General features: G+C 69.2%; 14 protein-coding genes. 7 read left to right on the top strand and 7 right to left on the bottom strand.

Going from position 1 to position 14,559, the window contains the following annotated elements; translation table 11 throughout:
* Position 1: 1 nt before the first annotated feature.
* Complete coding sequence (locus tag C3L37_RS22815; RefSeq protein ID WP_129116840.1) at positions 2–319, bottom strand: NifU family protein; 318 nt, start codon at positions 317–319, stop codon at positions 2–4.
* Between the two features lie 157 nt (positions 320–476).
* Here C3L37_RS22815 and C3L37_RS22810 point away from each other — a divergent pair, with 157 nt between their 5' ends.
* Entirely contained in the window at positions 477–1,202 is a 726-nt protein-coding gene (locus C3L37_RS22810) for a ribosome assembly factor SBDS (RefSeq protein WP_129116839.1), read from the top strand.
* A gap of 18 nt (positions 1,203–1,220) precedes the next feature.
* Here the strand turns inward: C3L37_RS22810 and C3L37_RS22805 are convergent, their stop codons facing one another.
* A complete protein-coding gene (locus C3L37_RS22805; protein WP_129116838.1) occupies positions 1,221–1,562 on the bottom strand; it encodes an FUN14 domain-containing protein in 342 nt (113 codons plus the stop codon).
* A 473-nt stretch (positions 1,563–2,035) separates the two neighbouring features.
* Between C3L37_RS22805 and hflX the strand changes: the two genes are divergently transcribed.
* Positions 2,036–3,337 (top strand): GTPase HflX, encoded by a 1,302-nt coding sequence (gene hflX, locus C3L37_RS22800; RefSeq protein ID WP_129116837.1) that lies wholly within the window; start codon positions 2,036–2,038, stop codon positions 3,335–3,337.
* Positions 3,338–3,587: 250 nt separating this feature from the next.
* Here hflX and moaC read toward each other — a convergent pair whose 3' ends face one another.
* Positions 3,588–4,094, bottom strand: a complete 507-nt coding sequence (gene moaC / locus C3L37_RS22795) for a cyclic pyranopterin monophosphate synthase MoaC (protein WP_129116836.1) — start codon at positions 4,092–4,094, stop codon at positions 3,588–3,590.
* On the bottom strand, positions 4,087–5,526 hold the full coding sequence (locus C3L37_RS22790; RefSeq protein WP_129116835.1) for an NAD(P)H-hydrate dehydratase: 1,440 nt from the start codon (positions 5,524–5,526) through the stop codon (positions 4,087–4,089). Before C3L37_RS22790 ends, moaC begins: the two co-directional genes overlap by 8 nt.
* A 119-nt stretch (positions 5,527–5,645) precedes the next feature.
* Between C3L37_RS22790 and C3L37_RS22785 the strand changes: the two genes are divergently transcribed.
* The 4 genes from C3L37_RS22785 to C3L37_RS22770 all read left to right on the top strand — a co-directional run bounded on the left by C3L37_RS22785 (position 5,646) and on the right by C3L37_RS22770 (position 11,507).
* Positions 5,646–6,845: an MFS transporter gene (locus C3L37_RS22785; RefSeq protein WP_129116834.1), complete on the top strand. Its 1,200-nt coding sequence runs from the start codon at positions 5,646–5,648 to the stop codon at positions 6,843–6,845.
* Positions 6,846–6,930: 85 nt separating this feature from the next.
* On the top strand, positions 6,931–7,533 hold the full coding sequence (locus tag C3L37_RS22780) for an ArsR/SmtB family transcription factor (RefSeq protein ID WP_129116833.1): 603 nt from the start codon (positions 6,931–6,933) through the stop codon (positions 7,531–7,533).
* A 49-nt stretch (positions 7,534–7,582) separates the two neighbouring features.
* On the top strand, positions 7,583–9,037 hold the full coding sequence (locus tag C3L37_RS22775; protein ID WP_129116832.1) for a S8 family serine peptidase: 1,455 nt from the start codon (positions 7,583–7,585) through the stop codon (positions 9,035–9,037).
* A gap of 97 nt (positions 9,038–9,134) precedes the next feature.
* Positions 9,135–11,507: an ATP-dependent DNA helicase gene (locus C3L37_RS22770; protein WP_129116831.1), complete on the top strand. Its 2,373-nt coding sequence runs from the start codon at positions 9,135–9,137 to the stop codon at positions 11,505–11,507.
* Positions 11,508–11,513: 6 nt separating this feature from the next.
* On the opposite strand, the gene C3L37_RS22765 is transcribed toward C3L37_RS22770, so the two are convergent.
* Positions 11,514–11,699, bottom strand: coding sequence for a DUF7576 family protein (locus C3L37_RS22765; protein ID WP_129116830.1), 186 nt, complete (start codon positions 11,697–11,699; stop codon positions 11,514–11,516).
* 71 nt (positions 11,700–11,770) lie between these two features.
* Entirely contained in the window at positions 11,771–12,223 is a 453-nt protein-coding gene (locus tag C3L37_RS22760; RefSeq protein ID WP_129116829.1) for a luciferase domain-containing protein, read from the bottom strand.
* Positions 12,224–12,534: 311 nt separating this feature from the next.
* Between C3L37_RS22760 and C3L37_RS22755 the strand changes: the two genes are divergently transcribed.
* Positions 12,535–12,759, top strand: a complete 225-nt coding sequence (locus C3L37_RS22755) for a DUF7511 domain-containing protein (RefSeq protein WP_129116828.1) — start codon at positions 12,535–12,537, stop codon at positions 12,757–12,759.
* 35 nt (positions 12,760–12,794) lie between these two features.
* On the opposite strand, the gene C3L37_RS22750 is transcribed toward C3L37_RS22755, so the two are convergent.
* Entirely contained in the window at positions 12,795–14,525 is a 1,731-nt protein-coding gene (locus tag C3L37_RS22750; RefSeq protein WP_129116827.1) for a DNA mismatch repair protein, read from the bottom strand.
* Positions 14,526–14,559 lie beyond the last annotated feature (34 nt).

Below are 14,559 nucleotides of genomic sequence, written 5' to 3'. Positions count from 1 at the left end.
GTTAGAACGGCACGTCCGAGAAGTCGTCGGCGTCGGCGTCGGATCCGTACCCGTGACCGTATCCATCTATCCCGGTCGAGGCGTGGACGACGTCGATTTCGTCGAACTCCGCGACCATTCGGGCCTCGAGCGCCTGGATCGTCATCGGGGAGATGCCGCACCCCGAGCACGCGCCCGCGAGCGAGATCCACACCTCGCCGGCTTCCTCGTCGATGGCGTCGATACCGGCGCTGCCGCCGTGCATCTGAATCTGCGGGAAGTTCCGCGCCATGAACAGCTCGATGCGCTCCTCCAGGCCCCTTTCGGCGGTCGTGCTCATACCCGTCACCTGGCGATCGGCGGATATAGCGCTTCCTTTCGGAACGGTTTCACCGGCACGGGCGCGCCGGTCGGTCGGCCGACGCGTCGATCCGCCGCCCGACGCGTCCGCTCGGCGTCGGGGAGGGCTTTTAAGGTCGGAGGTGGTATCCCGGCGTATGATTTCGCTCGACGAGGCCGTGACGGCTCGGCTCGAATCGCACGGCGCGCGGTTCGAAGTGCTCATCGACCCCGACGCGGCGCTGGCGATAAAACGCGACGAGTTCGACGGCGAACTGGAGGACGTGATCGCCGCGGAGGACGTGTTCGAGGACGCCTCGCGCGGCGACCGTCCGGCGGAGAACGACCTTGAGAAGGTGTTCGGCACGACCGACCCGATGGAGATCATCCCCGAGGTCGTGACGCGGGGGGAGATCCAGATCACGGCCGAGCAGCGCCGCGAGATGCAGGAGCAAAAGCGGAGACAGCTCATAAACCGGATCACCCGAAACGCGGTCAACCCGCAGATGGACGACGCGCCGCACCCGCCGGAGCGCATCGAACGGGCGCTGGAGGAGGCTGGCTTTCGGGTCGACCCGATGGAGCCGGTCGAATCGCAGGTCGACGACGCGCTCGACGCGCTTCGCCCCGTCATCCCGATCCGCTTTTCGGAGGTCACGATCGCCGTCCAGCTGCCGGCCGAGTACGCCGGCAGCGCCCAGGCTCGCGTCCGAACGTTCGGCGACCTCGACCGCGAGGAGTGGCAGAACGACGGCTCGTGGGTCGGCGTGCTGACGTTCCCCGCCGGGATGCAGAACGACTTCTACGACCTCGTGAACGAACTCACGAGCGGCGAGGCCGAGACGCGGATCGTCAAGGACAAGGACGAACTGCGGAAGCGATAGCGCCCGTCGAGAGGGCGGTCATCCCTTTTTGAACCCGAGCAGGAAGCCCGCCGTGAAGCCCCCCGAGATGGAGAGCGTCGAGAGGATCGTCATCGCCCAATCGGGCGGCGCGCCGGCCGCGGCCCCGTCTTTCGTCTTCGCGAGGCCGGCGGTGAGGCGCTCCCAGTCGACCGAAAGGATGCCGCGCGCTTCGAGGAACTTGAACAGCGCGAGTTCGAGTCCCACGAGGACCGCGACGACCTTGGCGACCTTCTTCGCGGCGAACCCGACGATCGCGCCGACGACCGCTCCGGATCCGGCCTCGACGCCGAGTTGGCGGACGTCGAGGGTCGCGAGCGCAGGGACGGTCGTATCGAACATACGATCACGATACTCACCACGTGATATGAATGTTTCTCTGACTGTCAGACGAACGTAAGACACGGTTCAGTAACTCGGTTATAAAGTGACGTGAAAGATATAATTCGTAGAACCTCGATCGTAAAATCGACCGGCAAAATCCGGGACAGAGGACGTTTCGATCGTCCCTCCGGAGCTTCGCAGGAACGTTCAAGAGCGTTCGTGTTCTACCCCCGATCATGCAGCGCGAGGTGAAGGATCCCCATCCCTGAGGGCAACGAGACGTCGTCCGCCGTCGCGGTCGTCGGCGTGTCGTCTCAGAGACCCGACGCGCCCGCCGCGGCCGGGTGGGGCGACCCCCGCGATCGATCAGCACCGACAGTGACACCCGAACTTCACTCCGACACCACACGCACAGAGAGCGGCGAGCGCGGTTCGACGCGAATCACACGCTTCGCCGAGAACGCCCCTCGACACCGCCGGAGGCAGGCGCCGTGACCGAGAGAGCGATCGTCGCAAAGCGGGTCGACTTCGGCGACGCCGACCTGGACGAGATCGCCGACCTCGCGCGCGCCGCGGGGTACGACGTCGTCGGCGAGCTGACGCAGTCCCGCGAAGAGGACGGCGCGTACTACTTCGGGGAGGGAAAGGTCGACGAACTCGTGACGCTCGCGGCCGACCTCGACGCCGACTGCGTGATCGTCGACGACCGGCTCGGCCCGTACCAGACGTACAACATCGGGCAGAAGCTCCCGGAGGGGCGGGAGGTGATCGACCGGTTCACGCTTATCCTCGACATCTTCGGTCAGCGCGCGCGGACGCGAAAGGCGCAACTGCAGGTCGAACTCGCCGAACTGCGGTACGAGCTCCCGCGCGCGGAGGCGAAGGCGAGCCTCGCGAAGCGCGACGAGCGGCCGGGCTTTATGGGTCTCGGCGAGTACGACGAGAGCCGCGAGGAGGACATCAAAGCGCAGATCGCGAACATCAAACGCGAACTGGACGCCATCGCCGAAAAAGAGGAGACGAGACGCGAGCAGCGCCGGGAGTCCGGTTTCGACCTCGTCGCGCTCGCGGGCTACACGAACGCCGGGAAGTCGACGCTCCTGCGCCGGCTCGCGGCCGACCTCGACGTGGAGGAGAACGAGGACCTCCACCCGGACCTCGACGCGACGGCCGAGTCGGAGGATCGGCTCTTCACGACGCTCGGGACGACCACCCGCCGTGCGGACACCGGCAAGCGCAACGTGCTTCTCACGGACACCGTCGGCTTCGTCTCGGACCTCCCACACTGGCTCGTCGAGTCGTTCAAGTCCACGCTGGATTCCGTGTACCGCGCGGACCTCGTGCTGCTCGTCGTCGACGCGAGCGAGCCGGTCGAGGAGATGCGCGAGAAGCTCGTGACGTGCCACGACACCCTCTACGAGCGCAACGAGGCCCCGCTCGTGACCGTGTTCAACAAGGTGGACGAGATCGACGACGAGGAGCTGGCGGAGAAGAAGGCCGCGCTCACGGCGCTGGCGCCGAACCCCGTCGCGGTGTCGGGGCTGACCGGCGAGAACGTCGAGGAGTTGAGCGCCCGCATCGAGGCGGAACTGCCTCCCTGGCGGGAGGAACGGCTCCTGCTCCCGATGAGCGACGAGGCGATGAGCGTCGTGTCGTGGGTGCACGACCACGGCCACGTCGAGCGCGAGGAGTACGAGGGCGACCACGTGCTCGTCGAGTTCGAAGCGCGTCCGGCGATCGTCGAGAAGGCGCGGGCGAAGGCGGCCGAGTTGACGCCGGCGGAGCCGACGTAGTCGGGCGGACGCACCGGCCTTTTTGAACTCCCTCGGCTTCGTTCGCGAAACGCGCGACGAGCCCTACGGAGGCGCACGAACCTTCAAATACGAAGACGGGACCACTCGGGTTCGTGCGCTGACCGCAGCTGCGAAGCGTTCCGCGGGAGCACGGCACGCCGCTTCGCGCGCGCGCCGAGTGCCGTCTGTTCGCACTCACATCCGTCGGAAGCTGGACGGGTTTTGCGTTTCGACGGCGGGAGCGGACGGATCACTTCGAGGTCCGCTTTGTCTTCTCCACGACCTCGACGTCCGAGATCCGCGTGCCGGGGTACTGCCCCTCCTCGTCCTTCTCGGCCGCCTTCACCATGTCCCAGACGACGTTCAGACCGGTCGTGACGCCTTCCAGCGCCTCCATCTCGCAACCGGTCTTTCCGGTCGTCTCGACCGCGACGGTGAGAACCACCCGATCGTCGCGCACGTCGAACGCCGTGTCGACGTTCGTGATGGGGATCCCGTGACACATCGGGATCGTCTCCCACGTGTGCTTTACGGCCTGTACCGCGCCGACGCGGGCCGTGGCGAGCACGTCGCCCTTCTTCACGGCGTCCTCCCGAATCGCGTCGATCGTCGACGACCGAAGGCGGATCTCTCCGCGGGCGACCGCCCGGCGGGCGACGTCCGGTTTCGCGCCGACGTCGACCATCTGGACGTCACCGCGCTCGTCCGTGTGCGTGAGCTCCGCGTCCGACGAGGACTCGGGGGACTCCTCAGACATCGGTGTCGCTCCTGAGTGCGAGCGGAAGCTCGCTCAGCATCTGCGACGCCGTGAAACCGTACCCGCGCGCTTCGAACAGCAGATCGCCCGCCCGGCCGTTAGCGTAGGCGGCGATGGTCGCCGCCTCGAACGGATCGCACACCGACGCCAGTGCGGCCGTCGCGCCGGCGAGCACGTCGCCGGTCCCCCCGACGGTCATCCCCGGATTTCCCGATCGCGAGACGCGCGTCCGTTCGCCGTCGGAGATCACGTCGTGCGCGCCCTTGACCAAGAGCACGTGCCCGAGATCCCCCGCGAACTCCTCGACGAGATCCGCCCGCTCGCGCCAGTCGTCGCTCGTCTCGCCGCCCATCTCGGCGAATTCGCCCTGGTGCGGCGTGCATATCAGGGTCGCGTCGGTGTCGACCTCCGGAACGGCACGGAGCGCGTCGGCGTCGACGATCGCCGTGCCGTCGAACGCCGAGAGGAACTCGCGCACGGCCTCCAGCGTCTCGTCCGCGTCGCCCAGTCCGGGTCCGATCACGATCGCGGTCTTCCCCTCGGCCATCGACAGGAGGTCCCCGACGTGGTCCGGTTCGAGGTGATCCCCGTCGAGCGGCTGGACGATGAGGTCCGGTTCGTACCCCTTGATCGCCTCCGCGACCGACGCGGGGCACGCGACGTTCGCCAGGTCGCCGCCGGTGCGGAGAACGGCCATGCCGGACAACGCCGGCGCGCCGGAGAACGGCCCGCCGCCGACGACGAGCACGTCGCCGTTTTCCCCCTTGTGGCTCTCCGCCTCGCGGCCGACCAGCCGCAGGTCGCCGGGGCCGACGAACAGCTCGGCGGCTTTCGGAATGCCGATGTCGGCGACGACCACGTCCGCGTCGAGATCGGCGAGACCGGGCTTCGCGTCGTGGAACGTGACGACGCGGTCGGCTTCGACCGCGATCCCGTCCGACTCGCCGGTGTCGGCGTCGACGCCGGTCGGGACGTCGACCGAGACGACGACTGCGTCGGCGTCGTTGATCGCTCCGACCGCGCTGGCTTCGGGGTCGCGGAGCGATCCCGTGACCCCCGTCCCGAGAACCGCGTCAACGACGACGTCGGGATTCCCGAGATCGAGGGCTCGCGAGTCCGTGACGGTTCGCGCGTCGTAGTCCGCCGCTTCCAGCGCGTCCCAGTTCTCCTCGGCGATGGTCGTCGAGATCGTCTCGGGCCTGCCGAGCAGGTGGACGGTCAGGTCGTACCCGTCGAGAAATCGCGCGGCGACGAACGCGTCGCCGCCGTTGTTGCCGCGTCCGGCGACGACGGCGACGCTCGCGCCGGGCTCGGCCGCCTCGCGGACGGCGCGCGCGACCGCGTTGCCGCTCGACTCCATGAGCTGTTTGCGCGGGACGCCGAGCGCCGCGGCGTTCTCGTCGACCGCGGCCATGCGTTTCGAACTGATCATACGTCGTGGTTCGCCCGATCGGGTGTTAACCTATGGGGCTCTGTCGCTCGACCGACGGAAACGCGGGCGCGCCCGTTCGGATCGCAACCCTTGAGCCGCCGGTCCCCGAACCCCCGGTGGTGACACGCCGACTCTTCGGGACGCTCTGCGGACTCGTCTTCCTCGTCAACTTCGGTCGAACCGCGTTCGCGCCCCTGATCGAGACGTTCGAGACGACGTTCGGCGTCGGACCCGCCGCCGTCGGCGTCGTCACGACGCTGGTGTGGGTCGGGACGGCCGTCCCGCGCATCCCGGTCGGATACCTCCTGACTCGCGTCCCCCGCCACCTCGTCGTCCTCGGCACCGGCGCGCTCCTCGCCGCGGCGGCCGGATTCACCGCGTCGTCGACGTCGCTTTCGACCCTCTGCGTCGGCGCGTTCGCCATCGGCGTCGCCTCCGGCGCGTACTTCGTCGCCGCCGTCCCGCTCGTGGGCGAACTCTACCCCGAGGCCCTCGGACGGGCGATCGGCGTCCACGGCACCGCGAGCCAACTGGCGGCCGTCGCCGCGCCCCCGGCCGTCGTGTTCGCCCTCGGGGCGCACTCTTGGCGGGCCGTGTTCTGGTTTCTCGCCGTCGCCGCGGCGCTTCTCACGGTCGCCATGGTCGTCGTGTTGCGCTCGCGCAGAGGGATCCCCTCGTCGTCGGTCGGCGTCGACCGCGACTTCCTCGGCGCGCTCGCACACTGGCGGCTCATCCTCGTCGGACTGCTGATGATCAGCGCGTTCGGCTTCGTCTGGCAAGGCCTCTTCAACTTCTACGTGTCGTACTTGGTCGAGAGCAAGGGCCTGTCGACGTCGGCGGCGGGGACGCTCCTGACCGTCGTCTTCGCCGCCGGCGTTCCGGCGTTCTGGGTCAGCGGTCGGTTCGTGGATCGCTTTCCTCACGTGCCGTACATACTGGCGATCCACGCCGCGTTCATCGCCTGCCTGGTCGCGCTCACGGCGGTCTCCTCGTTTCTCGCCGTGGCGGTCGTGACCGCGGCGCTCGGGTACGCTATCCACAGCCTCTTTCCCGCCCTCGACACCTACCTGCTCGAATCGCTACCGGACGCGAACCGCGGAGCCGCCTACGCCGTCTTCAGCGGGCTTTCCCTGCTCATCGAAGCGAACGGCAGCGGCGCGGTCGGTGCGCTCCGGGGGTCGGGTCTCGCGTTCGAGGCGATCTTTCGAGCGTTCGCTGTGGGTCTGATCGTCGTGTTCGCCGTCGTGGCGGGGCTGTATCTCGCCGGAAGGTTGGAGGCCGACCGCCTCGCCAGAACGGCTCCCGGCGTGGATCCGTGACTTCGTTCCCGAAATCGCCGACGTTTTGTTGCGGAGAGGGACACCTTTCCGAAGGGTTTACTATCCCTCAGCGAAACGAATAAATATGTCAGGGCTGCTACCATCTGACACGGAAATCACCCAGCCCCGAGGTGGCGATCTCCGCGTGCTCTGGCTCGACGACGAGGAGTCCGAGCAGCTCATCACCTCGTTGTCGTCGGACACAGCCCGGTCTATCCTCACCACGCTCCACGATCACCCCGCGACCGCTTCCGAACTCTCCGAGGTGGTCGACACGTCGGTACAGAACATCCGCCACCACGTGAATAACTTGTGGGAGGCGAGACTCGTTCAGATCGTCGACACGCGATACTCGGTGAAGGGACGCGAGATGAACGTCTACGCGCCGACCGACGATTCGCTCGTGGTCTGCGTCGGCCGGCAGGACGACCGGTCGACGTTTCTCGATTCGCTGCAGCGGCTCGTCGGTGCGGTCGGCGTACTCGGCCTCGCGAGCTTCGCCGTCCAGCTGGCGTTCGGGACCGGCGTGGTCGACCTCGGCGGGCCCGGAACGGCCCCGCGCATCGGAGACGGTTTCGGCGCAGGTCCGGAGCCGGTGTTGGGGTTGCTGCCGCCCGGCGCGGCGTTCTTCGCCGGCGGACTCCTCGTGCTGGCGCTCGTGAGCGCGTGGCACTACGCCCGTTCGTGACCCGCCAACGACCATCGCGGACCGTCAGATCCGACGCACAGAGGACGCGATGAGCCGCCGACGTGCGTCCGTCGCTCTCGTCGTCGCGTTCGCCGTCGCGCTCGCCGCGGTACCGGGGCTTGACGGCGTCGCCCCGCAGGGTCGTCACGCCGCCGATTGGATCGACCTTCGCGATCCGTTCGAACCGGATCGTGCCGAAGGGAGCGGCGCGAACGCGGATTCTGGACCATCCGACCAGCGACGGGAGCGGCTCGCGGCCGGCCTCGACTCGATTCGAGCGACGGAACTGCACGAGCGCGGCGTCACCGGCGACGGAGCCGCGGTCGGCGTCATCGGAAGCGGTTTCGCGCCCGAACACTGGTCGATCGGCGAGAACGTCACGACGCACCGACGAACCGGCGCGAGCGCGGACGGATCGAGCGAAACCGCCCACGACACCGCCGTCGCCGAGGTCGTGACCCGAACCGCACCCGACGCCGACCTGTACCTCGTGAGCGTCGGCACGGAACCGGCGCCCGGGCAGTACGCCGAGGCCGTCGAATGGCTCGTGGCGAACGACGTCGACGTGATCGTCGACTCCGGGAGCTACTTCCCGCCGACGATGGAGGGGATGGAGGAGATCGCCGACGCGGCCGACGACGCCGCCGACGAGGGCGTCGTGTTCGTCACCTCCGCGGGGAACTACGCAGATCGCCACTGGGCCGGGAGCGCGGACGACGGGGGATGGGTGGCGTTCGACTCCGGTGTCGAGGCGAATCCGCTCGACGGCGGCGCCGCCGTCGAGGGACGCGTCGCGATTCGATTGTACTGGGACTCGCCGGCTGATTACGACCTTTATCTCTACCGACACGTCCCGGATCGGAGCGATCCGGTGGTCGCCAAGTCGATCCGTCGGCAGGCGGAGAACGACAGCGCGCCGACCTCCGAATCGATCGACGTCGGCGTCCCCCGGGGCACGTACTACGTCGCGATCCACGCCCACGAGGGGATCGCGAACGACGCCACGCTCCGGCTGTTCTCCGCGCACCAGTCGCTCGGCTACGCCACGCCGGAGGGTAGCTTCGTCGCCCCGGCGACGGGGGAGAGCGTCATCGCGGTCGGCGCGTTCGACGCCGAGAGCGGAGCCGTCCGCGCGTACAGCTCCCGCGGCGGGACGGTCGGCGGCGCGAGCGTCGACATCGGCGCACCCGACGGCGTCGAGACCGCCGTCTCCGGGCGCTTCTACGGCACTTCGGCGGCCGCACCGTTCGTCGCGGGTACCGCGGCGCTGATGACGTCCAACGCCGACGACCTGTCGCCTGCGGAGACGCGACGGATCCTCCGTCGGACCGCGGACGAGTCCCACGGCACGAAACGGCTCGACGCGCTCGCGGCCGTTCGAGCCGCATCGGACGGGGACGCGGCGGTCGATCCGAGCGGATCGGAACCCGCGTCGATCGGCACGGGAGCGAACGCGGTCGGCGACGAGGGAACCGAAGCGACCGCGCCGGCGAGCGCGTGCTGAGGCCGGCGCGCCCGGCGACGGTGGTCCGAGCGTTTATATCCGAAGACGGAACCAGTCTCCGACACCGATAAACGTGGGCGAGAGCGAGAGAACGAACGTGAGTTGGCGCGACGTCTTCGGACACGACGAGCCGTACCCGGAGCAAGCCGACGGCGTCGAGACGGCCGTCGAAACCGCCGAGTCGGGCGGATTCACCGTCATCGAGGGGGCGTGCGGGACCGGCAAGACGATGCTGGCGCTCTCGGCGGGGATCGACCGGGTTCGGGATCCGGAATCGGCGTACGAACGCGTGTTCGTCCTGACGAGCGTCAAGCAACAGCTCCGCCAGTTCGAAGCGGACCTCCGGACGATCAACGAGAACCTGCCCGACGACTGGCGGACGGTCTCGGGGCTGACGCTCGTCGGCAAGGCCGACGTTTGCCCGTATAGCAGAGAGCGGACCGCCGGGATCGACGAGTCGACGGTGTACGACCGCTGTGAGGGTCTCCGCGAACGCACCCGGAACCTGACGGGCGAAGGGGGCGAGACGACGACGGGCGCGCTCGTCTCCCGCGCCCGACGCGCGCAGACGGGGCTCGCTGATTCGGGACGCGGCGGCCCGTCGTACCTCGAAACCGCCGGCGAGCCGACGCCGTACCTTCCGGAGACGCCGACGCACGGCGACGTCGAGTACTGCCCGTTCTACGCGGGGTTTCTCGACGACCTGCCCGAGGACGGCGATCCGATCGAGGCCGTCCCGTTCGACTTCGAGGACCGCGGACTGCTCGAACCGTCCGACCTCGTCGCGCTCGCGGCCGGCCACGGGGCGTGCCCGCACTCGATCATGGGCGCGCTCTTGCCGCACGTCGACGTCGTCGTCGGCAACTACTACCACGTGTTCGATCCGACCACCGCGGCGACGTTCACCGGCGCGCTGCTCGACGAGTCGACGTTCGTGATCTGCGACGAGGCGCACATGCTCGAACCCCGCGTCCGCGACCTCGTCAGCGACGGCGTCGGCGACGAGACGCTCCGCGACGCGGAGGCGGAGCTCACCCGCGTCGTCCAGCCGCTCGAATTCGACGACGGCGGGCGGACGGCCGCGGGGGCCGACGAGATCCGTGCCGAACTCGCCGACAGCGACGTGACGCTCGCGGAGCTGAAGGAGACGCGGCGGTTCGTCCGCGACGTCCGCGAGGAGCTCGACCGCCGCGTCACCGCGCACCTCGACCGCGTCCGGCCGGATTGGCGTGCCGACCTCTCGGCGCTGGAGGACGCCGAACTGCCGCTCAGGGACCCCGAGCGTCCGGAACCGGACGAACTGTCCGAGTGGGCCACGGAGGCGGGATACGACGGCGGCTCGTGGGTCCGGTCGGAGGCGGTCGGCGCGGTCGTCGCCCGGGTTCTGAACGCGGTCGAGGGCGAAGACAGGCGGCGCGCCGCCCCCGCGGCGGGTCGCGTGCTCGGCGAGTGGTACCGGCGGGACCACGAGCGGTACTTCCGGGAGATCGAACTCGAACGGACGTGGGACGAGACGGAGCCGCCGGATTCGTGGCGACGGGCGTACAACGCCCGCCTCGCCCTGCACAACTGCGTGCCGAGCGAGGCCATCGGCGAGCGGCTGGCCGAGTTCGGCGGGGGCGTGCTGATGAGCGCGACGCTCGCCCCACTGGACGTGTTCCGGACGGTGACGGGGCTCGACTACCTCCGAGAGCGGGGCCGTCCGGTCGTCGAGCGGACGTACGGGCTGTCGTTTCCGGCGGCGAACCGCGCGAGCTTCGCCGTCGACGCGCCGAAGTTCACCTACGGGAACCGCGGCCCGCCGGGGGCCGACAACGAGACGCGGCGGGCCCACGCCGACGCGGTCGTCGCGGTGGCGAAGAGCCCCGGCAACGTCCTCGTCGGGATGCCGAGTTACGGCGAGGCGGAGTGGATCGCGGGCGTGCTGGAGCGCCGGCTCGAAAAACCCGTGCTCCTCGACGAATCCAGCGACGACGGTGCGACCGAGTCGCTCAAGACCGACTTCTTCGGCGGGGGCGAGAAGGTCCTCGTGACGAGCCTCCGCGGGACGCTGACCGAGGGAGTCGACTACCGCGGCGACCGATTGAGCGCCGCCGTCGTCTGCGGCGTGCCCATCATCAACACGTCGAGCCCGCGGACGAAGGCCGTTCGAACCGCGTACGACAGGGCCTTCGGCTCCGCCTCCGGACGGCGGTCCGACGGCCCGCGAGACGGCTCCCGGAGCGGGTTCGAGACGGCGCTGACGGTGCCCGCCGTTCGGAAAGCCAGACAGGCGATCGGGCGCGTGATCCGCGGCCCGGACGAGGTAGGAGTCAGGGTGTTCGTCGACGCGCGGTACGCGCGCGAGTCGTGGGACGACGTCAGGGAGTACTTCCCCGAGGGGGAACGCGAAGAGTTCCGGCCGGTGAGCCCGGACATGCTGTCCTTCGGTTTAGAGCAGTTCTGGAAGACGCATCGGTCGGACGACTGATCGATCTCACCCCTCGTTCCAGTCGGCTCGGCACTCGTCGCTGCAGAAGTGACGGTGCCGTACCCGACCGCCATCGAGCCACGGCGTGACGCGGTGCGTCGGCGACTGGACGATCTTCTCCCCACAGGTCGCACACTCCGGGGCGGTGCTCTCGTCTACGTCGTCGCCGAGATCCGATGTGGGGTCTACCATTCTTCCTGCATCTACTTCCCCCGTCTCACTTGAATCCCTCTTCGTCGGCAGTTGTGACGAGGCGACGCGCGCTACCGCGCACGGACCCGTTCGATCATCGCCCGGAGGTCCTCGTTCGGTTCGAGTTCGTCGAGTTCCGCGTCGACGTCGAGTCCGGCGAGCGCCGCCCTCCCCGCCGATTTTTCCTTCATCGTCAGCGCCAGGTACAGGTACGAGAGGCGGAACAGCCACAGCGCGCGGTCGACGTCGCCCTCCGTTTCGACGTACAGCGTCGTCCACCCCGACTCGGGGACGACGTGGTGCTCGCCGGTCCGTCCCTCGGCCACGAGGTGATCGCGCATCCGCTTCGGGAAGTTGATGTCGACGATCCCGACCCGGTGAACGTGGCCGACCTCCCGCGGCCCGAGCAGGAACTCGGTCCCGCCGAACCGATGCGGCTGGGCGACGATCCCGTCCCACGCCGTCACCTCGTCGACGATCCGTCCGACGTACCGTTCCGAACCGGCTCTCGCCTTCGTCGTCATGTTGCTCTCCTCCGAGCGCCCGACCGAACCCACGAACCCGCCTCCGACGCGCGGCCGTGGTCTCTCGGGCCTCGCTATCGGGAGAGAGGCGTTCCGGCGGCATAAGCGCGCCGTGCGGTCGTCGTCCTCCTCGACTCTCAGCCGCGAATAAAATATATAGAAAACCATCCGAACGAGCGTCGGTGTCTGAGGCCCGCACCTCGGCTCTCGGCTCCGCACGCACGACCGATCACGACCGATACGTGGGGCTATGGAGCGCTCTTAGCAGCCGTTATGTATCCAGGAATGCTTCTACGTACTTGACGGAAGCCATGTCAGGACTCGACGCCGACGCCGGGACGAGAACGGGCTACGAGTGTGGGCCGGAGCGGCGGATCGACGGGCGCGACTACGATCTCCATAGCGTGGTCGTCAGCTACGAGGACGGCCCGGATCGGTGCACGATCTACCCCCGCCGGAAGAAGAGCCACGAGCGGGTCGAGTCGTGGCTCACGGCGAACCACGGGGCGTTCGTCGGCCTCGAAGAGATGCGCTGAGGGGCTGAGGAGGGCGGAATCGACGGATCGTCCGGCTACGATCGCCACCGCGCGTCCGACAGGGTTCGCTGGACGGCCTCCTCGCCGACGGCCGCCGCCAGCGCCTCGAACCCGCCGCGTTCGGCCCTGCTCCCGGCGTTGGCGACGAGTCGCGAAACGATGAACTCGGGCGTCGACTTTCCGACGGTCCCGAACCGGGGCTGGTAGTCCACCCGGAGTTCGAGTTCCTGCGTCAGTCCCTCCGCGAAGATGCCGTCGGTCCGCGCCTGCGACGGCAGCGGGCTGAGGTCGTCCGCGAGGTGCGTGACGTACACCCCGAGCGCCCCCCGATCGACCGTCAACTGGACCAGCCCGTTGAGCAGGTCGGCGGCCCGACCCGGTTCCGTGATGGCTTCGAACTCGTCGACGAGCATGAGCGCCCGGCCCTCGCCGGTCAGCGGGGGGACAATGGAGCGCAGCGTCGATTCGAGCACGCCGGCGTTGAAGCTCGCGTGTCGACGGTGGAACACTACCGCGTCGAAGCGGCCGACCTGCGCGCGGTCGGCGGGGACGGGCAGCCCCATCGAGGCGAGCAGCGTCACCTGACAGAGCGTTTCGAGCAGGGTCGTCTTGCCGCCGGAGTTCGCGCCGGTGAGGACCGTCACGCGGTCGCCGGACGGGAGTTCGCCGACGCCGAGAGAGTGGTCGCCGACTGCGTAAGTGATCGGCTGGACCGCCCCGTCCAGCGAGAGGTTCCGCGCCCCCTCGACGGCGAGACCGTCCTCGACGAGTTCCGGTCGGGAGAGGTCGTACGCGTCGGTGAAGCGAGCGAGCGAGAGGACGAAGGCGACCTCGTCGACGGCCGCGACGGCGGCGTCGACGTCCGATCTGGCCGCCTCGATCGACGCCTCCAGTTCGGCCGCCACCGTCGCCTCACGGTCGGCGGCGCGCGATTGGAGGTCGGCGGCGAGCGCCCTGAGGGTCGCGCTCACGAAGTCCGCCGCGTCCACGACGTCGTCGGCCGCGGCCGCCCGGACGTCGTCGCGGGTGAGGTCCGTCTCGCGGGCGACGTACTCGACGACGGCCCCCTCGAAATCTTCGAGGCTCCGAACCCCGGCGTCTCGGACCTCGTCGAGCACGTCGAACGCGCCGCGTTCGAGCCGCCGTGCGTCTTCGAGCCGACTTCGGAGTCGGTCGAGCCGTTCGTCCGCCCCCGCCCCGACCGATCCGTCGGTCACGCGCCCCAGCGCGCGGAGCGCCTCGCGGAGGGCGTCGTCGTCGAGGCCGTAGAGCGCGTCGAACTCCTCGCCGAGGCCGGCGTCGCGGAGCGCCAGCGCGGCGCGGACCGACGCCCGTTCGGTGCCCCCCGCCTCGTCGTAGGTCTCGAACGCGTCGCGGACGGCTTCGCGGGCGTCGTCGTCGAGGGCTCGCCACGCGTCCCGCGCGTCGAGCACCTCGTCGAGGCGCTCGTCCGCCTCGTCGCGGTCCGAAAGCGGCGTCAACACCCGGATCCGGTCGGCCGCGTGGCGCGTGACCGCGTGCGACGCGGCGCGCGAGAGCAGCTCGTCGTAGACGTTCCGCGCGTCCCGCGTGCCGAGCATCGCCATCCCGTCTCCGCCGTTCGCCCGGCGGAGGATGCGCGTCGCCCGGCCGCGCGAAATGCCGGCCTCCGTGAGCGCGCGGACGTCGGCCGATTCGATCGCCTCGACCGCCCGCTCCGCGCCGAGCGACTCCCGGAGACGCTCGCTCGTCTTCGGTCCGACGCCCCAGTACTCCTCCAGTCGCATACCCGACGCTTTCGGGGGACGGACTTAGTGGTTG

Source organism: Halegenticoccus tardaugens, assembly GCF_004116405.1.
GTDB classification, from domain to species: domain Archaea; phylum Halobacteriota; class Halobacteria; order Halobacteriales; family Haloferacaceae; genus Halegenticoccus; species Halegenticoccus tardaugens.
The sequence above is the reverse complement of the archived record's forward strand: the minus strand, read 5'-3'. Positions and strand labels throughout refer to the sequence as shown.

Excerpts from the sequence above, each read along its gene's own strand:
- C3L37_RS22780 (WP_129116833.1), top strand. The coding sequence starts at position 6,931 with ATGTCAGGGCTGCTACCATCTGACACGGAAATCACCCAGCCCCGAGGT.
- C3L37_RS22765 (WP_129116830.1), bottom strand. The coding sequence starts at position 11,699 with ATGGTAGACCCCACATCGGATCTCGGCGACGACGTAGACGAGAGCACC.
- C3L37_RS22760 (WP_129116829.1), bottom strand. The coding sequence starts at position 12,223 with ATGACGACGAAGGCGAGAGCCGGTTCGGAACGGTACGTCGGACGGATC.
- C3L37_RS22775 (WP_129116832.1), top strand. The coding sequence starts at position 7,583 with ATGAGCCGCCGACGTGCGTCCGTCGCTCTCGTCGTCGCGTTCGCCGTC.
- moaC (WP_129116836.1), bottom strand. The coding sequence starts at position 4,094 with ATGTCTGAGGAGTCCCCCGAGTCCTCGTCGGACGCGGAGCTCACGCAC.
- C3L37_RS22755 (WP_129116828.1), top strand. The coding sequence starts at position 12,535 with ATGTCAGGACTCGACGCCGACGCCGGGACGAGAACGGGCTACGAGTGT.
- C3L37_RS22750 (WP_129116827.1), bottom strand. The coding sequence starts at position 14,525 with ATGCGACTGGAGGAGTACTGGGGCGTCGGACCGAAGACGAGCGAGCGT.
- C3L37_RS22805 (WP_129116838.1), bottom strand. The coding sequence starts at position 1,562 with ATGTTCGATACGACCGTCCCTGCGCTCGCGACCCTCGACGTCCGCCAA.
- C3L37_RS22815 (WP_129116840.1), bottom strand. The coding sequence starts at position 319 with ATGAGCACGACCGCCGAAAGGGGCCTGGAGGAGCGCATCGAGCTGTTC.
- C3L37_RS22790 (WP_129116835.1), bottom strand. The coding sequence starts at position 5,526 with ATGATCAGTTCGAAACGCATGGCCGCGGTCGACGAGAACGCCGCGGCG.
- C3L37_RS22810 (WP_129116839.1), top strand. The coding sequence starts at position 477 with ATGATTTCGCTCGACGAGGCCGTGACGGCTCGGCTCGAATCGCACGGC.